General features: G+C 48.8%; 16 protein-coding genes. 4 read left to right on the forward strand and 12 right to left on the reverse strand.

The genetic code is table 11. The features are described 5' to 3' along the window. Positions 1-66: 66 nt before the first annotated feature. Positions 67-531: an FKBP-type peptidyl-prolyl cis-trans isomerase gene (locus G4V39_RS00405; RefSeq protein WP_166031042.1), complete on the reverse strand. Its 465-nt coding sequence runs from the start codon at positions 529-531 to the stop codon at positions 67-69. A gap of 433 nt (positions 532-964) precedes the next feature. On the opposite strand from G4V39_RS00405, the gene G4V39_RS00410 reads away from it, so the two are divergent. Continuing rightward, positions 965-2,053 carry a cytochrome c3 family protein gene (locus G4V39_RS00410; RefSeq protein WP_166031043.1) on the forward strand — a complete coding sequence of 363 codons (1,089 nt, stop codon included), beginning with the start codon at positions 965-967 and terminating at the stop codon, positions 2,051-2,053. Here the strand turns inward: G4V39_RS00410 and pcnB are convergent. The 8 genes from pcnB to G4V39_RS00450 all read right to left on the reverse strand — a co-directional run bounded on the left by pcnB (position 2,050) and on the right by G4V39_RS00450 (position 13,165). Continuing rightward, positions 2,050-3,324 carry a polynucleotide adenylyltransferase PcnB gene (gene pcnB / locus G4V39_RS00415; RefSeq protein ID WP_166031044.1) on the reverse strand — a complete coding sequence of 425 codons (1,275 nt, stop codon included), beginning with the start codon at positions 3,322-3,324 and terminating at the stop codon, positions 2,050-2,052. The two genes, G4V39_RS00410 and pcnB, sit on opposite strands and share 4 nt — an antisense overlap. A 28-nt stretch (positions 3,325-3,352) precedes the next feature. Beyond that, positions 3,353-4,927 carry a nif-specific transcriptional activator NifA gene (gene nifA / locus G4V39_RS00420; RefSeq protein ID WP_166031045.1) on the reverse strand — a complete coding sequence of 525 codons (1,575 nt, stop codon included), beginning with the start codon at positions 4,925-4,927 and terminating at the stop codon, positions 3,353-3,355. Between the two features lie 109 nt (positions 4,928-5,036). Continuing rightward, positions 5,037-5,891: a molybdate ABC transporter substrate-binding protein gene (locus G4V39_RS00425; protein WP_166031046.1), complete on the reverse strand. Its 855-nt coding sequence runs from the start codon at positions 5,889-5,891 to the stop codon at positions 5,037-5,039. A 30-nt stretch (positions 5,892-5,921) separates the two neighbouring features. After that, the gene (locus G4V39_RS00430) at positions 5,922-8,231 is read right to left on the reverse strand and encodes a response regulator (RefSeq protein ID WP_166031047.1); all 2,310 of its coding nucleotides are present in this window, start codon (positions 8,229-8,231) and stop codon (positions 5,922-5,924) included. Further along, complete coding sequence (locus G4V39_RS00435) at positions 8,228-9,121, reverse strand: ABC transporter substrate binding protein (protein WP_166031048.1); 894 nt, start codon at positions 9,119-9,121, stop codon at positions 8,228-8,230. Before G4V39_RS00435 ends, G4V39_RS00430 begins: the two co-directional genes overlap by 4 nt. Continuing rightward, entirely contained in the window at positions 9,097-10,992 is a 1,896-nt protein-coding gene (locus G4V39_RS00440) for a TonB-dependent receptor plug domain-containing protein (RefSeq protein WP_166031049.1), read from the reverse strand. Before G4V39_RS00440 ends, G4V39_RS00435 begins: the two co-directional genes overlap by 25 nt. Before the next feature lie 312 nt (positions 10,993-11,304). Further along, positions 11,305-12,387 carry a M24 family metallopeptidase gene (locus G4V39_RS00445; RefSeq protein ID WP_166031050.1) on the reverse strand — a complete coding sequence of 361 codons (1,083 nt, stop codon included), beginning with the start codon at positions 12,385-12,387 and terminating at the stop codon, positions 11,305-11,307. 10 nt (positions 12,388-12,397) lie between these two features. Beyond that, entirely contained in the window at positions 12,398-13,165 is a 768-nt protein-coding gene (locus tag G4V39_RS00450; RefSeq protein WP_166031051.1) for an MBL fold metallo-hydrolase, read from the reverse strand. 308 nt (positions 13,166-13,473) lie between these two features. Here G4V39_RS00450 and rgy point away from each other — a divergent pair, with 308 nt between their 5' ends. Then, positions 13,474-16,926 (forward strand): reverse gyrase, encoded by a 3,453-nt coding sequence (gene rgy, locus G4V39_RS00455; protein WP_166031052.1) that lies wholly within the window; start codon positions 13,474-13,476, stop codon positions 16,924-16,926. On the opposite strand, the gene G4V39_RS00460 is transcribed toward rgy, so the two are convergent. Genes G4V39_RS00460 through G4V39_RS00470 form a run of 3 tightly spaced genes read right to left on the reverse strand, consistent with a single transcriptional unit; the run spans position 16,894 to position 18,387 of the window. Then, entirely contained in the window at positions 16,894-17,508 is a 615-nt protein-coding gene (locus tag G4V39_RS00460; RefSeq protein WP_166031053.1) for a Maf family protein, read from the reverse strand. The genes rgy and G4V39_RS00460 overlap by 33 nt on opposite strands. Beyond that, positions 17,469-18,230, reverse strand: coding sequence for a TatD family hydrolase (locus G4V39_RS00465; RefSeq protein WP_166031054.1), 762 nt, complete (start codon positions 18,228-18,230; stop codon positions 17,469-17,471). Before G4V39_RS00465 ends, G4V39_RS00460 begins: the two co-directional genes overlap by 40 nt. Next, the gene (locus tag G4V39_RS00470) at positions 18,217-18,387 is read right to left on the reverse strand and encodes a hypothetical protein (RefSeq protein WP_166031055.1); all 171 of its coding nucleotides are present in this window, start codon (positions 18,385-18,387) and stop codon (positions 18,217-18,219) included. The genes G4V39_RS00465 and G4V39_RS00470 overlap by 14 nt, the downstream gene beginning before the upstream one ends. Before the next feature lie 33 nt (positions 18,388-18,420). Between G4V39_RS00470 and G4V39_RS00475 the strand changes: the two genes are divergently transcribed. Continuing rightward, a complete protein-coding gene (locus tag G4V39_RS00475) occupies positions 18,421-19,248 on the forward strand; it encodes an HDOD domain-containing protein (protein WP_166031056.1) in 828 nt (275 codons plus the stop codon). Positions 19,249-19,822: 574 nt separating this feature from the next. Further along, on the forward strand, positions 19,823-20,674 hold the full coding sequence (locus tag G4V39_RS00480) for a DUF3034 family protein (RefSeq protein WP_166031057.1): 852 nt from the start codon (positions 19,823-19,825) through the stop codon (positions 20,672-20,674). Positions 20,675-20,728: the final 54 nt, after the last annotated feature.

Genomic DNA, 20,728 nt, shown 5'->3' on the forward strand with positions numbered 1-20,728 from the left:
GCGACGCAACGCACGCAAAACAAACTCGCGCTGCGCACGGCACCAGTTGCGCGCTCCCTTAGTTAGTTAAGGCTGGATAATCATCGATGGTTCATCATGGATTTTTACCAGACGAATTTTGAAGTGGAGGGTCTTTCCAGCTAGCGGAGGGTTAAGATCCAGGGTAAAGCTCTCTTCGCCGACATTTATCACCTGACCGGGAATTTGCATCTGACCGGACTCGGTCTCCACCACCAAACCGAGAACCATTCCCAGTTCGGGTTTTATGTTTTCACTTAAGGCATTCAGGGGGATTTCTCGGATAAGTCTTTCATCTCGAGGGCCATAGGCCTTTTCAGGAGGAAGGATAACCTCTTTTTCCTCCCCCTCACTCATGCCCAGAACCGCCTCCGAGAGGCCAGGGATAATCTCTGGGGAGCCCACCTCAAACTCAAAGGGCTCTCCTCCCTCGGTATTCTCGAAGATCTGTCCATCTTCGAGACGTCCTGTACAATGGATACTTACCGTGTCACCAAGCTTGACCTTTTTCATGAAAAAACTCCTTAGGATTTGGTCTCTTATCTTTTTACTACAGAAAAATCCCGCTGGCAAAGAAAAATGGAGGCCTTCTAGTTAATCTTCTTCCCTTCTAATTTAAATTTTAACTTTACTAACCCTTCTCTATTTTTTCCTCTAGAGATTCCCAAAGATTAAGGTGCTATTTGGTAAGTTTTTTCCTTTATTGAGCTATATCCGCCTCTTACTAACAAATCATTTTAAGTCTTCTTATGCTTTTTTCTGAAATGTTGACCTAATCTCAATTTTTTATTCTATTATAAATAGACGTTGATAACTTTTCTGAACGATAAACAATTTTATTTTTTCTTCATTTGAAATTATTTAAGTTATCTTAAACTTAAATTTAATGATAATTAAAATATTAATCGATATTTAGATTAGATTAAGATGGTCTCAGGGGGGAGCGATGTCAGCTAAGGCCATCATTTTTACCTTCTGTTTGTTAGTATTTGTATTTTTTGGTAGCAGTAAATCTGAGGCTCGTGTATCTGGTATCTGCTCTGATTGCCACACTATGCATAACTCTCAAGGTGGAAGTCTAGTCTCTAGTTCGGTAAATCCCTACTTATTAAATGATGATTGTGTTGGATGCCATACGGGAACCAATACTGCTGGGGGTAAAATTCCCAAAGTCTATGATCCTACAGGTCCTGTTTACGGGAACAATACTCTGGCGGGGGGTAACTTTTATTGGGTTCTCCAGGATGCCACCAAAGGGCATAATTGTTTATCCATTCCGGGAATGTCTGCTGACCCTAACCTCAACGATGCTCCTGGCCATCATGGCCCTGGGAGTCCGGTTAACTGTTCTGTTTGTCATAGCTGGAACGTCTATCCACCGGGGGCAAGTGGTGACTGCGCCTCCTGTCATAGCCGGATCTCTTCCTGTGAAAGCTGCCATAAACCGGCTCACCACGCAGATGATTCGGCTACTGTGGTAGGAGAATCTGGCGGTTGGTACCGCTTCCTTGTCTCCAGTAACCATCCTGATAGCCTTTTGGGAGTCAAAGGGATAGAGGACCCAGACTGGGAATTTACCGTAAGCCCTTCGGATCACAATGAATACAATGGTTGCGCTAATGCCGATGGGCGACCAGATAACTCTATCAGCCACTTCTGTGGTGGCTGCCATGGCTACTTCCATGGTACTCATAACTCTGCCGATGGCAATGGTCAGTCCCCCTGGCTGAGACATCCAAGCAGCATCCCGCTTCCCTCTTCTGGTGAATATGCTCTCTACAACACTCAAGACGGTGTAACTGTAGGGCCTTACAACCCCTTGGCTCCGGTAGCTCGGAATCCGGCTACCCTTTCAGGAATGAGTGGTCCGACGTCGGTGGTTACTCCTGGGAGTGATCAAGTAATGTGTCTTTCCTGTCATCGAGCCCACGGCAGTCCTTATCCGGATATGTTGCGTTGGGATTATTCCTCCTGTAGCTCGGGGGTGGCCAATTCCCAGTGCGGCTGTTTTGTCTGTCACACCACTAAAGATTAAAGAGGGTGGTGACGGACTTCCGTCGTCTCTGGGGAGATATTCTTTTTCTTCTTTCGGCGTCGTTTGCGCTTTGGAGCTGAGGTGACCAAGACTCCACCCTCGGCCCTCTTGATTATCTCAAATAGATGCCATAGTCGAACAAAATAACTCTTTTTGCGTAACCTTCTTGGTATCTCCCCCTGGCGAGAAAGATAGAACTTTAGCGGCCAAAGGCCAGCTAAAAGCTGGCTGGCCTCCTCAAACAAGGCTCGTTTGAAATCAAAGGGATAGATAACATCCGCTAAAACGGCTCGTACCTCAGAGAGAGGAGTGCGGGGTCGCTTGGGAGGTCCATGGGCTAAGCCCGTCTGAATCAGGACATAGGGATAGGCAAAGATAGCCATTTTCTCTGCCTCACCAAGCCCATCTCCTCGAGCGGTTTCTTTGTCAAGCTCTGCAAGGAGCTTCAAGACTAGTTTCCTGGTTTCTGGATTCTCCCGCAGAAGCCTTCCATAGGCGGGAAAGATTTCGTCAAATAGTCCGGTTTCAAACATCAGTTTGGCCCAAGGGCTGGCCCAGCCACCCTGAAGGTCCTTTAACCATTCATCCCTCACCCTCATGGGAGAACAGAGACGAATTTTGGTCTTCTGGCGACAGATGGCCTCATAGGTTTGCTGATCAATGGAGAAACCAGTCTTGGCCGCGTGACGGATGGCCCGCATCATCCGCACCGGATCCCGGATAATGCGGATATTTGGCTCTCCAATGATCCGAATAACCCCTCGGCGTAGATCCTCCATCCCTCCCACATAATCGATGATGGAAAAATCAGCGATGTTGTAAAAAAGGGCATTGATGGTCAGATCTCGGCGAAAGGCATCCTCAGCCGGGGTGCCATAGGTGTTTTGATCACAGCAGGGTTCATCTCCGTCTTCATCCCGCCCGCGGAAGGTGACTACTTCGATATATTTTCCTCCCTTAAAGAAGACATGGACAAGACGAAACCTTCGGCCAATGATTCGAGAGTTGCGAAAAAGTCGCCGGATTTCTTCTGGACGGGCGTCAGTGCCGACGTCAAAGTCTTTGGGCCTTTTGCCCAAAAGAAGATCTCGAACACTACCGCCTACCAGATAGGCTAGATAACCAGCCCCTTTAAGTCTATACAGAACCTTGAGGGCCTCTCGGTCGATATTCTTGCGAGAGATGGGGTGCTCTGGCCTGGGAATGATCTTCGGACGAGTAGCTATTTCTGGGAAGAGCTCTGGCTGTTCTAAGGCTGTATCTAAAGGCATTCGCTCTAACATAGTCTAGATTACCTGTTTAGCGGGGAACCCGGAAGTCTTTGGGATTGATTCCGTATTTGTGGATTTTATAGTTGAGGATCCGCAGACTGGTATCCAGAAGTTTAGCCGCTTGGCTTTGATTGCCTCGCGTTTCCTTGAGGGCCTCAATAATTAGTTCTCTTTCCAGATTCTCCACGGCCGCGCTTAAGGATCGCACCGAACCTGTATTGCTACTGCCTCTGGTCTGAAGGGTGGGGGGTAGGTGGTAGCTACGAATAACCTCCTCATCACAGACAATGACCGCCCTTTCAATAACATTTTGAAGCTCCCGAATATTGCCCGGCCAATGATATTGCATAAGGAGGTCAATGGCCTGGGTAGAGATACGCTTGATGGTTTTTTGGTGCTCCTGACAATAGCGTTCCAAGAAGTGTTCCGCCAGGAGAAGGATATCTGTTTTTCGTTCTCTGAGAGGGGGAAGATAAATGGGAAAGACATTGAGACGATAGTAAAGATCTTCCCGAAAGTCTCCCCTGGCCATAGCTTCCTCAAGGTTCTTGTTTGTGGCAGCAATTATTCGGACATCACAACGGATTGGTTGAGAACCCCCTACACGGTAGAACTCCTTTTCTTGAATAACATGAAGGAGCTTGGTTTGAACCGTAGGAGAGATCTCTCCTATTTCGTCTAAAAAGATGGTTCCACCTTGAGCTTGTTCAAAAAGGCCTCGTTTGGTCCGATTGGCTCCAGTAAAGGCTCCCTTTTCGTGGCCAAAAAGCTCACTCTCTAAAAGACTCTCCGGTAAAGCGGCGCAGGTAACAGTAACAAAAGGTTTTTCGGCCCGATTACTATTGTAGTGGATAGCCTTCGCGGCGAGAGACTTCCCTGTCCCTGACTCCCCCCTCAGGAGCACCGTAGCGTTACTCTTGGCCACCCGGTGGATCATCTCAAAGACCTCCTGCATCCGGGAGGAGCGACCAATGAGATTGTCTACGTGATATTTTTCTTCTAATTCTCTTTTGAGCCTCCGGTTTTCTGAAAGCAGTCTTTCTCTTTCCTCCTGAATAGCCTGAATATTAGAGACAGTCTGAGCCACCAACCCAGAGATAATAGTCAAAAGCCTCAGATCATCTTCAAGAGAGACTTCTTGGGAGAAGATTCGATCTACGGAAAGGGTGCCGATGACCTTCTGGCCGGCCTTTATAGGAACACAAATAAAAGATATCTCTTGGCGGCGCAGGTTCCCTCGAGAACGAGTCCGGTTAAGAAAAAGGGGCTCTTCGCTTATCTTGGGCACGACAATGGGTTCTCCCGTGGCTACTACTCGACCTGTGATTCCCTCACCGATCCGATAACGTCCCCTCTTTCTGGCTTCTGCTGAAAGACCATGGGCCACTTCTATTTGAAGTTCAGAGGTGTAAGGGTTGATAATGGTGATAGTTCCCCGGTTCATGCCCATTCTCTCAGCTAATATGCTCAAGACTTGAGACAAACTCTGATGCATGTCTAAAGAAGAGGAAAGGGCCTTGGTGATTTCATAAAGACAGGCAATTTCCTCTACCTCTCTCTGGCTTCGAGGACGAAAAGTCTTCTTTCTGGCGCTAACAGACATGGTCTCTAAAATTTACAAATTTACAAATTTGTTAAAGAATACCCCAAAAAAGGCTCCTCGACTAGAGGAAAAGACCCTAATTAGAAACGGCCCCTAAAAAATCTTTCTCTTAAGAGCCGGTAAATTCGGGAACAAATCCGTAGTTGGCGTAAATTTTTTGGGCCTCACGTCCTTTGATGAAGTTCAGAAATTTCTGGGCCGCCTCGGGGTTTCGGGCCTTTCGGAGGCTGGTAATGTAGTAGTTGACTTTATCCCTTTGATCAAGGGGGGCACCAGGGTCAACCATCTCTAAGGGAAGACCCCGACGCTGGGCCTCAATGACCTCTGTAGCCCAGACCGGACCCACATCACAGACACCTTCAAGTAGCCGTTTGGGCGTTTCTCGATGATGAACCACCGTAAGAAGGGTGGTGCCAAGGCTCCGTTTCTCCTCCATGATTCTGTGAACCAGCTCCTCTCCGCCGGCCTGTCGATACATTTCGAGGATATAAGTAGCGATGTCTTCAAACTCTGGGTTGGGCTGGCTTATGCGGACATCTTCCCGGGCCAAATCGGCAACTTCTCTTATATCTTTGGGGTTTCCCTGGGGAACCATAAGGACTATTCGGTTATGGAGGTAGATAAAGTAGTCTTCCGGTTGGATAAGGCCAATTTCGCTGAGACGTTCCATAGCTTCAAGGGATACCGAAGCATAAACATCTGGTATTCCAGGGATGAGGCGTCCTTTAAAGAGGGCTCCACCGGCCAGGATCTGTTTGAGTTCCAGTCTTGGAGGAAGGGTTTCATAGAAGATGCGTTTTATCTCGGGGTGCTTTTTCTGGAAGGCCTCAAGGAGTTCTGGCATGACCATGAATTGATTGCCGGCCACAAAGAGGATCAAGTCTGCCTCTTCGGCCCATTCAAGACCGTGGAGATCATCACCTCGTTCAGATGGTATTTCTGGCAGTTCCCTATCTTTGGCCATCCTCACACCTCCTTTGGGGGATGGCCTATTTTAGTAAAAAACCTTACCCTTTGTCAGGCACCTTTTTACACGACAGTTATGAAGATGTTTGCGAATGAAGCCGATCAGGTGCCTTTGAGTAAAGGGTTTTTGAATAAAACCATCGGCGCCGAGGGAGAGGAGCTTCTTGGCCGGGCCGTCGCTGGAGTAGCCAGTACAGATGATGATTTTGGCCTCAGGGGCCGCCTCGCGGAGGAGGGGGTAGAGATCCACGCCGTCCATCTCTGGCATGGCGATATCAAGAAGGATGAGGGCCGGCTTCTTACCCGTCAAATATAGGGCTTCACGAGCATTCTGGGCCGTGTCCACCAGAAAGCCGAAAGGCTCCAAATATTCTTTGATGACCTCAAGAACCGCGGGATCATCGTCTACTACTAAAATGCGGCAGACATCCCCCTCTTTTTCTTCCAGTTCTTCGGCTCTGTGCTGAACGGCTGTCTGAGGATCAAGACTGGGAAGATAAACGAAGAAAGATGTTCCCTTACCCGGCGTGGAATCCACCTGGATATAACCACCATGGTTGGAGATGATTCCATAGACGGCGGCCAGCCCAAGCCCTCTTCCGGTAAACTTGGTGGTGAAAAAAGGTTCAAAAATATTGGCTAAAGTCTCTTGATCCATACCATGGCCGGTATCTGTAACCTCTAAGATAACATAGCGCCCCGGGGAAATATCTCCACACGGGGTATCAAGAGAGCTATTGAAAGTCCGCACGGTCAAGCGACCGCCATTTTCCATGGCCTCTACCGCGTTGATGATCAGGTTCATAACAACCTGGGCCATCTGAGAGGGATCAGCATAGATTGGCCACAGATCGGGTTCTAAATCTACTTCTAGTTCCACGTTATGGCCGATGGAACGTTCATTAAGTTTGATAACATCCCGCACAGTTTCGTTGAGGTTTATGACCCGGGGAGCATATTTTCCCCCCCGGGCATAGGCCAGAAGCTGTTGGGCAAGGCCACTGGCCTGCATGGCGGAGGTAATGATCTTGTCGGCCCGGTCGGCCAGTGGAGAGTCCGAGGGAAGGGCCAACCTGAGGAGTTCGGCCTGTCCTAATACGGCGGTCATGAGGTTGTTGAGATCGTGAGCCACCCCGCCGGCTAGTCGGGCAATGGATTCCATCTTCTGGGTTTGAAGAATGCGTTCTTCAAGCTCCTTTCTGCTGGTGATGTCCCGATTACTTCCCCGGATTCCTAAATAACGCCCGTCTTTTCCGTAGACGGGATGGCAGACGTGACCAATCCACCGCTCGCTTCCATCGGCCCGGATGATGCGGAAGTCTATCTCTTCGGGCTCTCCCGGGGAGGTTCTTTTGGCCCGTCGATGCTCCTGGACTTTTAACCAGTCATCAGGATGGATGATGCGATCATAGAGTTCGTGGTCCCTTAAAAAGGCCTCTGGCGGATAACCGGTAATCCGCTCGCAGGCTGGCGAAACATAGATAAAATGGCCATCTGGGGCCCGCCAGTACTCCCAGTCGTAAGTAAATTCGGCTACCGTTCGAAAGCGTTCTTCGCTTTCTTTAATGGCCTCTTCTCGTCGGCGGAGGTCCTCGACCATATTATTGAAGGTCTGAATAAGTTCGGCGATCTCGCCAGTGACATTGTCTTCCGGTACCCGGACATCGAAGTCTCCAGAGCGAAGCTTTCTGGCTCCATCCACCAGGCGTTTAAGAGGAGAGGCGATCTGTCGGGCCTGATAATAGGCCAGAAGGGCGGCCAGGGCGGCCATAAGGGTATAAGTCCCGACAACTAGAGCTAGAAATTCCTTATAGTAGCCAAGAAAGTGCTCCAGAGATAGATCAACCCGCACAAAACCCAGAAGCTCTGGAGGCGATTCGGTGAGCTCTTCAGACAGAGGAGAAGAGCGTACCGGCTCAAGGAAGATTCTGATTCTTTTCATTCGTGGTTCAAAGTAATCAATGCTGTTTTCTATATCTTTGAAGTCCTCCAGCATGAGAACCGGGTCTTTATACCTGGTTTTTTTCTTTACAAAGACTACTTGCCCATCTTTGTTGTAGATGACTACCCCGAGGACGCTTTCATCTTTAAAAAGACCTTTTATAGGGCTGTCGAGATAATCAGATATTCCAGTGAGCAGGGCCACCTCGGCAGGTTGCTGAAGATAATGAAGTATATAGCGTCCCATACGTTCTACCAGGATGTCGGCCTGCTTTCGCAAAAGATAGGGGGTAAAGATGGTGGAAAAGAGGGCTCCGGCTACTAAAAAGATGAGATAGCTTATCAGAAGCTTGGTGCGGCAGCTGTTACTTTTAAAAAGGCTAAAAATATTTTTCATTTAGAAATAATTTCTGGCTCCGGGAAAACTTCGGTCTTCAGCCCCATAAATTTTAAGGTCTTTTCGTTTATATGGACTTTATACGGAATCTCCGGACAAACAAGCCTTCCAGTTTTAAAGTAATCCTTTAAAACCTTTCGGCACTGAGAGAGAAGAAACTCAAAATCGTAGTCCACTGAGAGGAGGGCTCCCAGGCGAACAGTACTCCGAGAAGGACCGATGATAGGTTTTTTGTAAATAAACCCCTGGCGAATGATATTTTCAAAAACTGCCCGGCGTAGGAGTAGGGGATCAGGTAGCAGAAGGAAGGCCTCACATTCTTTAATGACTTCAGAGACAGCCCGAATGATCTCCTCAGGCCCGGCACGGCGCGAAATTAATTCTATTCCTAGTGTCTGGGCCGCCCTTTCGGCCTCTTTATAATAAATCTGGCTCCTGGATGTATATATGAGACCTATTCTTTTGAACTGGGGAAATATTTGATGGACTTTTTCCAATACTAAAGAAGGAGGCGTAAAAAGTCTGACCTCACAGTCTCTATTCTTTTGGGCTTCCTGAATAATCAGGGGATTGGAAATCAAAAGAAGAATCTTACGGGAGCTAAGGGCCTGGCAGTTGTAAGAGGCTAGGTCACCCAAGGCAATGACTAAGGAAGGGGTAATTCCCCCCAAACGGCTCTGGTTTCCCTTGTTTCGACTATCGAGGGCCAAGAGATGTATTCGGTCGCCGAATTCTCCTTCAATCGTCTGGGCTATTTTCTGGTAAAGGGCGACGTCCTTTCGATAGACAATCAAAATCTCTTCAGCTGCTTGAGAGGAGCAGACCAGAGAGAACAAGAATACAGGCAGAAGAATCCGTAAAATCATCAAAAAGTCCAGCTCAGGCGGCAATCAATGGTCCTTCCTGGCCGCAGAAAGTCATCGGGAAAGCGATTGTTGGGATCCGGATAGCGATAGTGTTTATCAAATAGGTTGTGGACAGAAAGGCTGATCTCCCAATGGGGTTTGAGGAACCGGAAACATACATCTGTAATCCAGTAGGATCCCAGCCCTGTTCCTATCCTTTGGCCAACATAATTGACCGTAAAGTTAAGGTTCATGGTGGGACGGAGACGCCAGTTGAAAATCATCGTTCCCAGGTCCCTAGCAGACCCTGTAAGAGGCGTATGATCCTTATAACGGCTGTCTTGATAAGAGTAGTTCAGTTTTAAATAGTTAAATCTCCCTAGCCCCCAGCGGAGGCGACCTTCAAGTTCCACACCGACGGTTCTGGCCCGGGCCCGGTTTTCAAAAAGGGTAGTCTGGGGATTAACCATGATTAGATCCTTATAGTCATGGCGAAAGAAAGTGGTCGAAAGGCTCAGATCGCTAAAAGGGAGATACTCAAGGGCTAGCTCATAGGCCACCATATGCTCTGCATCCAGGTTTGGATTTCCCTTTCGGGGGGACTCCACGCAGCTTTGGAGATAAAGTTCACAGAAGGAGGGGGCCCTAAGACCATGTCCATAGAGAAACTTGACAAAGGTCTTTGAGGTGGGGCTGATAACTAACCCCCCTCTTAAGCTAAGGTCCCGGCCAACGTCATCATAGTAGTCAAACCGTCCTCCCAGGGTAAGTCGGGCCCAATAGACAGGGCTCCATTCTTCTTGGAGGTAAACAGAGGTGTGGAAGCGATCGGCCCCTTTAATCCAGGGATAGGGGACCTCACGAAGATATGGAAAATTATTGGTCAGACAATAGTTACTCAGGGTGCGAATCTGACCCAGGCTACTTTGATTGGCCTCTAGACCAAGGGTGATCCGGTGGCCACTTAAGCGGCTGGTTAGCCGCCCCTCTAAACCGTATTCTTGAATCTGAGCCCTTCTTTCCCGCCGCCAACCATAGGGATAGGTGGTTCCCTGGACCGTTATCCCCGGTGGATAATAGTCCAAAAAGTGTTGATACCAGAGGTGGCTAGAATATATGCCCAGTCGGGCCTCAAAAGGGCCAAAATGATCCTCGTAGCGAAGCCTACCCCAGAGAAATTTACGGGTTGGCCGGGTACCATTGGTTCTAGTGACAGCCCCACTGTAGTTGTAATAACCACCATCGGCATGATTTAGATACTGGGCCTCTAAGATAAAAGGTCCCCGCCTTAAACCGGCATAGATCTCCCAACGTCTGAACCACTCCTGACTACGTCCTGGTACCTGGGAGACAGTTTGGTTGGTGGGATCCTGGCTTAGATAATCACGAAAGATGGGAAGATTGGCTCCGTTACTGTCTCGATAACTAAAGCTTCCCCAAAATCTTGTCTGGCCATCTCCTTGAGCCCCGGTAAAAAATATCTCGTCAGAGTCAAAGCTTCCTCGCCGATAGGAGACCTTGGGGGAGGGGGAGCGGGAGAGGATGATATTTACTACTCCGACAAAGGCATCAGAGCCATAAAGGGCAGAGCCGGGCCCCCTGATTATCTCTACTCGGTCAATGGCCTCTACCGAAAGATCGGCAAAAAAGAACGTCCCGCCGGCGATAATGGGGCTATTTACCGGTTGGCCATTGATGAGGAATTTGACACTCTTGCTCCCAAAGGAGTTGATCCCCCTCATCGTGATCACCGGCAGGCCGATACTATCCAGAGAGACCTCAAGATCCGGGACTGTCCGCAAAACATCAAGGAGATTGCGGGCCCCCATGTTGCGAATCTCCTCAGCCGAGATTACGGTTACGGTTGCCGGGGCTAGATATCGCTCTTGGATATAACCAGTGGCCACCTCGGCCACATCCAAAAAGAGCAGTTCCTGGCAGGCGATTTCCTCCTTCTGGGAGGGGGAACAGATGTCTTTTCCGGCAAGGCTGAAATAAGGGAAGAAAAGAATTGATATTAGCGTTGTCAGGAATATATAAATCCTGTGGTTTGCCATTTTATTAAACATTTTAATTTTACATTATTTGTAACTCACAAAGAAACTCCTTTCAACTCATCTTAAGTAAGCTCTTTTTGTATAAGTCGGTTTCAATAAGATATAACTTAAGAGGAAAATATCATATTTGTTCTTCTAACCTCAAAAATGGTGAATCAAAGCTTTCTGGATTCAGAGAGGTTGGTAAGTTAGCGGCAGACGATTAAGGAGGAGACCTTCTTCCCTTCGGACTACAACCATATTCTCTAATCTTACGCCTCCCCAGTCAGGGATATATATTCCCGGCTCGATGGTCACTACCGCGCCTTCTTTAAGCTTCCGGCGGCAGCGACTTGAGATGGCTGGAGCCTCGTGAATGGCCAAGCCCACTCCGTGGCCCAGAGAATGGATGAAGTATCTTCCAAGGCCTGCTTTTTTGATCACCTCACGGGCAGCGGCGTCTATTACTCGAGCCGGGACTTTGGCTTTGATAGCCTTCTGGGCTGTCTCCTGGGCTTCGGCTACCAAGTAGTAGATATGTCGGTATTTGTCATCAGGCTGGAGACAATAGCTTCGAGTAATATCAGAACAGTAGCCTGAGAACTTAACTCCCATATCAATAATGATTGGATCTTTTAAGGTCAGTCTTCTCGAACTTGGTTCGGCATGAGGCCGGGCCGCGTTTTCTCCAAAGGCCACAATGGGAGGAAATGAAGGCCCTTCTGCCCTTTGAAAAGAGGCCTCGATGATCTTCCAGGCGATTTCTTTTTCACTTACTCCCGGCTTAAGCGCCTGACCGATATCCCGCAGAATGTCTTCGGCAATCTTTAAGGCCCGATTAATCTTTTCTATCTCCTCTTCTGTCTTGGCCTCTCTGAGCCGTTCAATTATCCCTTGGCAACCCACCAATCTCACCCCGGTAAGGCCAGCTTCGAGGGCCTTTTTTAGAGCGCAGCTGACAAAATCCTCCTCATAGGCTAAAGCCTTAAGGCCTTCTTTTTTGACCAGGCGAGCCAATTCCCTGACCACTCCCTTTTTGTAGATTATGGAAACAAAGGGGGGGAGAATCTCCTTGGCCTCTTCAATAAAACGTCCATCAGTGAGGAGATAGGCACTCTGGTGGCTGATAAGGAGACATCCTGAAGATTCGGTTATAGAGGTATCGGGAGGGGTAAATCCAGACAAATAGCGTCTGTTCTCTGGCCCTCTTACCAAAAGGGCGTCAAGCCTTCGTGCTTTCAGCCAGCGACGTATCTTCTTGAGGGCGCTTTCCATAAATGGCCTCCTAGACCTCTAAATGCAGACCATCATGAGCGGCCATGACCGGTATCCCCAGTTCCCAGGTAAGCTCGTCGGCTACTTTTTCTGGTCTGGCCCGGAGCATAGTCATACCAAAGTGGGTAAGCACCGCTCTCTGGGGAGCAATTTCCTTAAGAAGCCTTTTAACATCGGCTATATGGAGGTGCTCCAGAAGATATCCTTTAGGAGGATGATAGCGGACAACGTTGATCACCAGAGTTTTAACTCCTAGGTAACTGGCAGCTAGTCCCTTAAAATAGGCGGTATCTACTAAAAAGCCCACCTTATGGCCGGAGAAGTCAAAGATCAGCCCATAGGTTTCTACCGGATGCCGGTGTCTGACCGAGGTCCAGAAGGAAATATTCCCCAAGAGGTAGCTAGTTTCAGCCTGAAGAATCTCTATCCTTTCTAGATTATTTCTTAGGTATCTCAGGATGACGGGATTGTCACCCTCCAGACAATCCCGGGGGCAAAAAAGGGCTCCAGCCTTCCTTAGCCCTCCCTGGTTTATGGCATCAAGAAGAATATTGGCGTCATTAGAGTGATCTAGGTGGGCATGGCTTAAAATGAGACCATCCAATTTGGTGACGTCAATGGCCGGCCTTACCCGGGCACAGCGGACAAGGGTTCCCGGCCCAGGATCCAGGATAAGAGATGTCCCCTCATGAGAAATATAAATTCCAGCCGAGTAACGGAGCTGTCGGGCAACTACAAATCGCCCCCCGGCGGTGCCCAGAAATTTAATAAAGGCCATGGCTTCTTTTAGACAGAAACCCTATTAAAGACAAGTTTAAGGAGATCTGAAAGGGGGAGGCGAGCGGGGCGGGGGGAGTCGCCCCGCTCTCTAAGGGGCTGTTGGGTGCTTGCCTTTGTTTCTGATAAGAAAGCAGACTCCGTGCCACTTTTATTCTGTTTAAGGTAACCTTGAGGAGGTCTCTTTGCCGGAAATAATTCTTGATAAGGCCTTTCTGACTGTCAGCCTTTTGACAGAGAGAGTCAAAAATGTGACTCTTTTTTTCTGGTACCTTCCTTATGCTATTTAGCCCCCTAGAGGAGGAGACAATGACCCTTTTTATTTTGGCCCATGGCTGTCCCAATTGTCGGGGGGCTATAGATGATAACCGCCTGACCAGAGGTTTTCCCTGTGAGGCCTGTCTTCCTCGGGCCGATAACGGAGTCTGTGAGAGCTTAAAGAAATCAGGAAAGCTTAAGTCCCTTTCGGTTTATTGTCAGGCCAGGGATCTAGCTCAAAATTTTGAGGCCCAATTCGTTCGAGCCCTGAAAGGCCCTCCTTCTAGAATCCAGCTCTCCTGGGCCTTAAGGCTTTATCTGGGAGAATCCTTTGCCATTGTAGCTCCAACCGGAGTAGGGAAGACCACCTTTGGTCTTATGGCCTCTCTTCTAGAGCCTGGGAAGGTTCTGATCCTTGTTCCTACCAGACTTCTGGCCGATCAGCTGGGAGGACGTCTGGAAAAAATGGCCCAGGCGGCGGGACTCAGGCGGCAAATTCTTGTTTATCGGAGCCGCAAGGCAGAAAGACAACGATTGGAGACCGGAAATTTTGACATATTAGTGGCCACTACAGCCTTCTTTTACCGGCGTTTTGCTGCCCTTTCAGCCTTTTCCTTCCGGCTGATCTTTATCGATGATGTAGATTCCTTTCTTAAACGGTCTTCCCAGGTGGATCTCCTCTTTAAACTTCTTGGCTTTGATGAAGAAGAGATCGCCCTAGCAGTAAAGTTAAGACTAACAGCCGAGGAGGAGCGACGTTTGGAAGAGGCCCGAAGACGTCTAAGAGACCGAACTCTCATTGTCTCCTCGGCCACCCTCCGTCCCCGGACAAACCGGCTCCTTCTCTTCCGCCGTCTGCTTGGTTTTGAGATCCAGCGGGCTACAAGCACTCTGAGACGAATAGAAGATACATATCTGGAATTTCCTTCCTATGAGACGGCCCTTAAGAAAGTTCCTAATCTGGTGCATCATCTGGGGGGCGGAGGTCTTCTTTTTTTGGCTGGAGATCTGGGGCGGGAGGCGGTAGAAGAGGCTGCTTCTTATCTTCGAAATCAAGGCCTGTCGGTCCTCTCCTACCTTGAGCTCTCCCCTGAAAGACTCTATGAGGAGATGAGCCGGGGAGACTTTCATCTGGCCCTGGGGCTGGCTCATCCTACCAACCCCCTTGTCCGGGGGATCGATCTCCCCCAAGTCCTTCGTTATGTTCTTTTTTTAGGGGTTCCTAAATATCTCATCCCTACCAAGTTAACCTTGGCTCCAAGGATGCTCCTTCTGGTTCTTCAGGCCCTGATGCCTCTTTTGGAGGACAAAGAGCGCTCTCAGGCCTTGGCCGATATTATTTACCTTAGGCGATATCAAGGGGTAAAAGAAGAGGCCCTGGAGCGTTATCCCCGGCTTAAAGAAAGGTTTACAACCATAAGGAATCGCCTTTCGGATCTCCTCAAAGACGAGAAGTTCCTGTCCAGGTTACGGCAGAGCCCAGAAGTCTTTGTTGAGGAGCGTGATGGGGAGCTCTTTCTAATAGTGGCCGATACTACCTCCTATCTTCAGGCCTCAGGTCGGGTCTCTCGCCTCACGGTGGCTGGTCTTACCCAGGGTCTTTCCGTGATTTTGAGTTGGGAACCAAGGGCCCTGACCAGTTTGAAAAGGCGTCTCCGTCTTTTAGGGCAGGAGGTAACCTTAAAGCCCTTTGAATCCGTGGATCTTGAGAGACTCCTGGAGACCATAGACAAAAGTCGGCAGGCCGTTTCTTCTTCCGGGGCCCCAGATCTTTTCCGGACCACTCTTGTGGTGGTGGAGAGCCCCCACAAGGCCCGAACCATTGCCTCTTTTTTTGGTCGGCCTACAGCGCGTCGAATAAGGGAATCCCTGGCCTACGAGATTCCCCTTGAGGATCGAATCCTGGTAGTTACCGCTAGCCTTGGTCATCTGGTCAATCTTTCACGACTTAAGGGAATCTTTGGGGTCATAAAGGAGGGAAATCGCTTCTTACCTATCTACGATACCATCAAAATCTGCCGGACTACGGGAGAAGAACTGATAGATCCTGAGGAAACCAAGGATTGTCCTCCGGGGGAGCTTTGGGACAAGGCTGATCTTGTGGCTGGCCTTCAACACCTGGCCTTCTGTGCTGATGAGGTCTTGGTGGCTAGTGATCCCGATGCTGAGGGGGAAAAGATTGCCTATGATCTCCAGGCCTTCCTTCGCCCCTTTCAAAAAAACATTTATCGCTTAGAGTTCCACGAAGTGACGCCCAGGGCCCTAAGGGAGGCCCTTAAGTCCCCTGGCCAGTTTAAAACCTCCCGGGTCAAGGCCCAACTTACCCGCCGTTTGCTTGACCGCTGGGTGGGATTCGGTCTTTCCCGTCAGCTCTGGAAAACCTTTGGTCGCCGGGGGCTTTCCGCCGGTCGCGTTCAGAGCCCGGTTCTGGGCTGGATAATAGAAAGGGCTCTTGAGGCCCGTCAAAAAAAGGCCCGCCTAGAGTATCTCTTAGGGGATAGAAGACAGGTACTGGAGATAGAAGACATTTCTCTGGCCAAACGCCTCTTTGAAGCCCTTCCTGCCGCTAAGATTCAGGTGCTAGAAAGAGGCCAGGAATTTAAACACCCTCTTCCTCCCTTTACCACAGACCTCATTCTTGAAGAGGCCAACCGTCGTCTTCGCTTTTCAGCTCGCCAAACCATGGCCTTGCTTCAAGAGCTCTTTGAGACCGGTCTGATTACCTATCACCGCACAGACTCCACCCGGGTCTCTGAGTATGGTCGTCTTCAGGTGGCTCGTCCTTACATTGTGGAGACTTTGGGAGAGGAGTTTTTTTATCCTCGGGGTTTTTCCGAGGAGGGAGCCCATGAGGCCATTCGTCCCACCCGACCAGAGCCTTCTGAGAGACTGCGGCTTCTTCTGGCCGCAGGCCTCCTTGAACTTAAGGATCCCGAAGCGGCTTTAAGCCTTTATGACCTTATTTTTCGCCGCTTTATGGCCAGCCAGATGAGACCATCGGAGGTGGAGGTGGCCCGGCTTCGTTTTGAGCTTGAGGGGTTCAGTTGGGAAGAGTCAGTAGTTACCAAAGTTCTTAGACCGGGGTTTGAACAGCTATGGCCAACATTTTTCCCTCTAAAAGGGGAGGATTTCCGTCCCCATCCCCTGAATTTTCGTCTTGTTCCTCGCAAGTCCCCTTTTAGCCAGGGAAGCCTTATCCGGGAGATGAAGGAGCGGGGCCTTGGTCGCCCTTCGACTTATGCCGAGATAATAAATACTCTGCTGGCCCGTGGCTACATAGTGGAGCGCCGGGGCTTACTTTTCCCTACGGCCTTGGGGAAAAGAGTTTATCGCTTTCTTAAAGAGCATTATTCCCACTTAACCGATGAGGAACTGACCCGTCAGGTCGAAGCCGCCATGGATCATATCGAAGCCGGAGAGTTAAGCTGGCAAGAGGTTGTCAGAGAGGCCTATCAACGGCTTCGTCCTCTTTTAGAGGCGGTAGGTGATCACTCCAAGACTTAAAAGATCCTCAATCGCCTCTGTTAAGGGAAGACCTACAACATTACTAACTGAACCCCTGACCCGACGAATCATATAACTGGCTAGCCCCTGAATGGCATAGGCTCCGGCTTTGTCCCAAGGCTCTGGAGTGCGAAGATAGGCTTCTATTTCCTCAGGAAGAAGCTTCTTAAAGACCACCGAGGTAATAGAAAGACCCCCTCGACTTTGTCCTTGGGGTCCCAAAATGGCATAAGCCGTAAGGACTTGATGCTCCCGCCCCGAAAGCATAGAAAGCATCTCTCGGGCTTCTTGAAGACTTTCCGGTTTACCTAGGATCTTTTCCCCGATAACCACGGTGGTATCAGCGGCGAGGACGAAGGCCCTGGGCCTTAAGGAGGCTACTTTCTGAGCCTTTTTGAGAGCCAGGCGGCAGACATAATTCTCTGGCGACTCAAGGGGCCTTTGGGCTTCCGAGACCTCACTCGGAAAAGTTTCAAAAGAGATTCCCAGGCGAGCCAGCATTTCCTGCCTCCTGGGAGAACTCGAGGCTAACACTAAAGGGGCTAGATTCCGAAAAGGTCCCGGGCGTTCTGAGTGGTCCATCGGGCGATCTCCTCCAGAGCAATTTTTTTAACCCTGGCGATTTCCTCGGCTACATGGATGACAAAGGCGGGTTCATTGCGTCTTCCTCGATGGGGAACCGGGGCCAGAAAGGGACAGTCTGTCTCAATGAGAAGCCGGTCAAGGGGGCAATAGGCAACAATCTCTCGGATGTTTTCGGCCTTAGGGAAGGTGACAATTCCAGTGATAGAGATGTAGAAACCGAGATCAAGTACGGACCGGGCCATCTTTCTGTCTCCGGCAAAACAGTGAAACACTCCCTGCCACCAGCCAACCTCACGAACAATGGCTAAGACGTCTTCATGGGCCTCACGATCATGGATGATTACCGGCAGTTCTTCCTGTTTGGCTATCTCCAGTTGACGCCCGAATACCTCCTGCTGAATAGCCCTAGGGCTTCTTTCCTTGGCATAATCAAGGCCGATTTCTCCAAGGGCAACGGTTTTATCCTCTTTAAGTAGTTCAAGTAGTTTCCTAAGATCCTCTTCATCGGCCCGATGGGCCTCATGGGGGTGAAAACCGGCCGTGGCCCAGAGATCAGGATATTTTCGGGCCAAATCGATAGCCTTTTGGCTGCTTTCAAGGTCTATCCCTACGTTTATAATGGCCCTTAGCCCTGCTTCGCGGGCCCTTTGGATGGTGGGCTCGAGATCCTTTTTGAACTCCGGAAGATTAAGATGGGCGTGGGTGTCAATTAGTTCCATTAGAACCTCCTCCAGGATTCTTCCAGGCGCCGAAGATTATCAGGAAGATGCCTCCCTGAAAACACCTTAAGGGAGACAAAAACTCAAGCCCCCGATGGTATTGATCGATAACGTAAAAGGAATCATCGAGCGGACGTAAGAGTTTTTCACTCTTCATAAACTTTACCTAACCCCTTTAAGGCCGGACAGAATGGAAGAAGTTAACCGCCGCTTTGGTTTCGATACCTTAAAGGCTATAGAGGATGAACTTGCCAAGATTCACCCCATTTCTCCTTATGTCTTTGAAGTCCTAGAAGCTGCTCAACGGGATGATATTTCCCTTCTTGATCTAGGAAGGCGCCTCAGTTTTGATCCGGTTATATGTGCTCATTTGTTGCGAGCCTGCCGTTCGGCCGCTTATGGGATTCGCTTCCCTGTAGAATCCCCCCTTCATGCTGTGGCCCTCCTGGGAGCTGAAAGGGTTATTCAGATTGTCCTCTCCCTGACTATTAAGGAGCAGATAGGGGTTTTTCTGGCTTCAAGTTTTGAGCATGAGGTCTGGGAACACTCCTTGGCCGTGGCTTTCGGTATCCAGGGAATGATCAGGCTTTTAAACTCCCCCCTGAGCTTGGCCGTAGGATTTACAGCTGGTCTTCTTCACGATCTGGGTAAACTCGTTCTATATCGAGCCAGCGGTGGCGATCCGGATTTGGCCCAGGCCCAACTAAAAGGGGGAGAGGTGGGACTTAAAGCGGAAAGGGAGCGCTGTGGCAAAGATCATATCCAGATTATGGCCTCCATCCTTGAACAGTGGGCCCTGAGTAATGAGATAAAGCAGGCCATTTTAGAACATCATCTTTCCCCTAGAGAGATGAAGACCTCCCTTGGCCGATTTCTCCTTTGGTCCCATTATCTGGCCCGTAAGGCCCGCCACGAAAGAGAAGATGGCGAACCCCCTCCCTTAAAAAACAAAGACCTTCAACAACTTGTGGGTTGGATAAGGCTCGAACTGGAGGCCTTAAGCTGTTTCTTCAGTTAAGAGCCCGTCCTTTTCCTAAGGGAGGCGCACCGGCTTAAAGAGGCGCTTTGTATTAAAAATTCGCTTGTTTATGAATTGCCGCTAGTCCTTAATTTTCACAAAGTACCTTCCATCCTAAAGATCTATCAGCAAGGGAAGAAATTTTACTCCTATCTTTGGTTATCAATCTTTGACTGCTTTGTCTCTTTTTTTGAAAATCTCATTCATTGAACATTTATTATTCAACTTTTTTTGTCTGATTTTTTTCTGAAATCATGAAGCTTTTCTTTCTTTAGAATCATTCCCTTTGTTTTATTCCTAATTTTCACTTGACAAACTTCACAAATTACCCTAAAGGAAAGGGATCAAATAAATAGCATATTAAGCATATATGATTATATGGGATTATTTCCGATTATATAAAATTATTTCAGATTTAAGAGCAAAATTAAAATTTTGTTTCATTTTGTTACATTAAAGTTTTGTTCACTTTTGAAACATGGATTATTTAAGAGTGATAAAAAGTGAAATTTGTTGCAAATCGGATGTCCCGAAAGAGGGAAAGGGCTAAAAATACCTAAATAAGGAGGTTTTTATGAAAAGGGGGTTGATTAGTTTTGTTTTGGGGGTGTGTTTCTTTCTTTGGGTATCGGCCGTGGTCCAGGCAGGACCTCCTCTGACCAACGCTGAGGGTGTCGGTGGTTGTGCCCTTAACCCCTTTGCCTATATAGGCAATCCTATTCCTAAAGATGGTAAAGGGTTAGGTGGTTCAGCTTATGTAGGAATGCCTCAGATTGGGATCTGGAAGATTGGGCTTTATGGTAACAAGTCTCCAGGAAGCATTGGCCGGATAGATTGGCTGGCCTTAGGGGCCAACATCAGTCTTTTTAATCGGGTCGAGCTTGGCTATAGCCATGAGTATGTCGATATCGAACATCTCCAAAATGTAGGCAAGGATAATTTCTCTGTTAAAGCTAATCTTGTCCGCGACGGTGATTTCGGTCTTTCTTATATGCCAGCCATTTCCGTAGGGGCTATCTATAAAACTACTAGTTATAACGCAGCCAGTGATGATAACGATATTGATTATTATGTTGTGGCTACCAAGATGTTGGGTAATCTCCCTGTTCCCGTGCTTCTGAATGCCGGTCTACTCTCCACCAAGGGTATCGTTCGCGGAGTTCTCGGTTTTGGTGATGATCGGGACACGGTCTTTTTTGGCAATATTGAACTGGTGGTTCTTAAAAAGTTCATTCTTGGCTGGGAATTTGAAGACAATGTCGATACTGATGATGCTAAGACCCACTCTATGTGGGAGACTCACCTAGCCTATATGTATAATTCTGACCTCATGTTGGTGGTCTCTTATGCCTTTACCGGCGACAATGAAAATAACGAAAACTCCTTTGGGGATGGCTTTGTCTTCTCCTTACAGTATAGCTTCTAAAGCTTTAGGGGCTCTAGAATAACCTTCCTTATCCCGGGGTGAGGTTTTCTCTTC

The organism is Thermosulfuriphilus ammonigenes (genome assembly GCF_011207455.1).
GTDB lineage: Bacteria > Desulfobacterota > Thermodesulfobacteria > Thermodesulfobacteriales > ST65 > Thermosulfuriphilus > Thermosulfuriphilus ammonigenes.

Excerpts from the sequence above, each read along its gene's own strand:
- G4V39_RS00405 (WP_166031042.1), bottom strand. The coding sequence starts at position 531 with ATGAAAAAGGTCAAGCTTGGTGACACGGTAAGTATCCATTGTACAGGA.
- G4V39_RS00410 (WP_166031043.1), top strand. The coding sequence starts at position 965 with ATGTCAGCTAAGGCCATCATTTTTACCTTCTGTTTGTTAGTATTTGTA.
- pcnB (WP_166031044.1), bottom strand. The coding sequence starts at position 3,324 with ATGCCTTTAGATACAGCCTTAGAACAGCCAGAGCTCTTCCCAGAAATA.
- nifA (WP_166031045.1), bottom strand. The coding sequence starts at position 4,927 with ATGTCTGTTAGCGCCAGAAAGAAGACTTTTCGTCCTCGAAGCCAGAGA.
- G4V39_RS00425 (WP_166031046.1), bottom strand. The coding sequence starts at position 5,891 with ATGGCCAAAGATAGGGAACTGCCAGAAATACCATCTGAACGAGGTGAT.
- G4V39_RS00430 (WP_166031047.1), bottom strand. The coding sequence starts at position 8,231 with ATGAAAAATATTTTTAGCCTTTTTAAAAGTAACAGCTGCCGCACCAAG.
- G4V39_RS00445 (WP_166031050.1), bottom strand. The coding sequence starts at position 12,387 with ATGGAAAGCGCCCTCAAGAAGATACGTCGCTGGCTGAAAGCACGAAGG.
- G4V39_RS00450 (WP_166031051.1), bottom strand. The coding sequence starts at position 13,165 with ATGGCCTTTATTAAATTTCTGGGCACCGCCGGGGGGCGATTTGTAGTT.
- rgy (WP_166031052.1), top strand. The coding sequence starts at position 13,474 with ATGACCCTTTTTATTTTGGCCCATGGCTGTCCCAATTGTCGGGGGGCT.
- G4V39_RS00460 (WP_166031053.1), bottom strand. The coding sequence starts at position 17,508 with ATGGACCACTCAGAACGCCCGGGACCTTTTCGGAATCTAGCCCCTTTA.
- G4V39_RS00465 (WP_166031054.1), bottom strand. The coding sequence starts at position 18,230 with ATGGAACTAATTGACACCCACGCCCATCTTAATCTTCCGGAGTTCAAA.
- G4V39_RS00470 (WP_166031055.1), bottom strand. The coding sequence starts at position 18,387 with ATGAAGAGTGAAAAACTCTTACGTCCGCTCGATGATTCCTTTTACGTT.
- G4V39_RS00475 (WP_166031056.1), top strand. The coding sequence starts at position 18,421 with ATGGAAGAAGTTAACCGCCGCTTTGGTTTCGATACCTTAAAGGCTATA.
- G4V39_RS00480 (WP_166031057.1), top strand. The coding sequence starts at position 19,823 with ATGAAAAGGGGGTTGATTAGTTTTGTTTTGGGGGTGTGTTTCTTTCTT.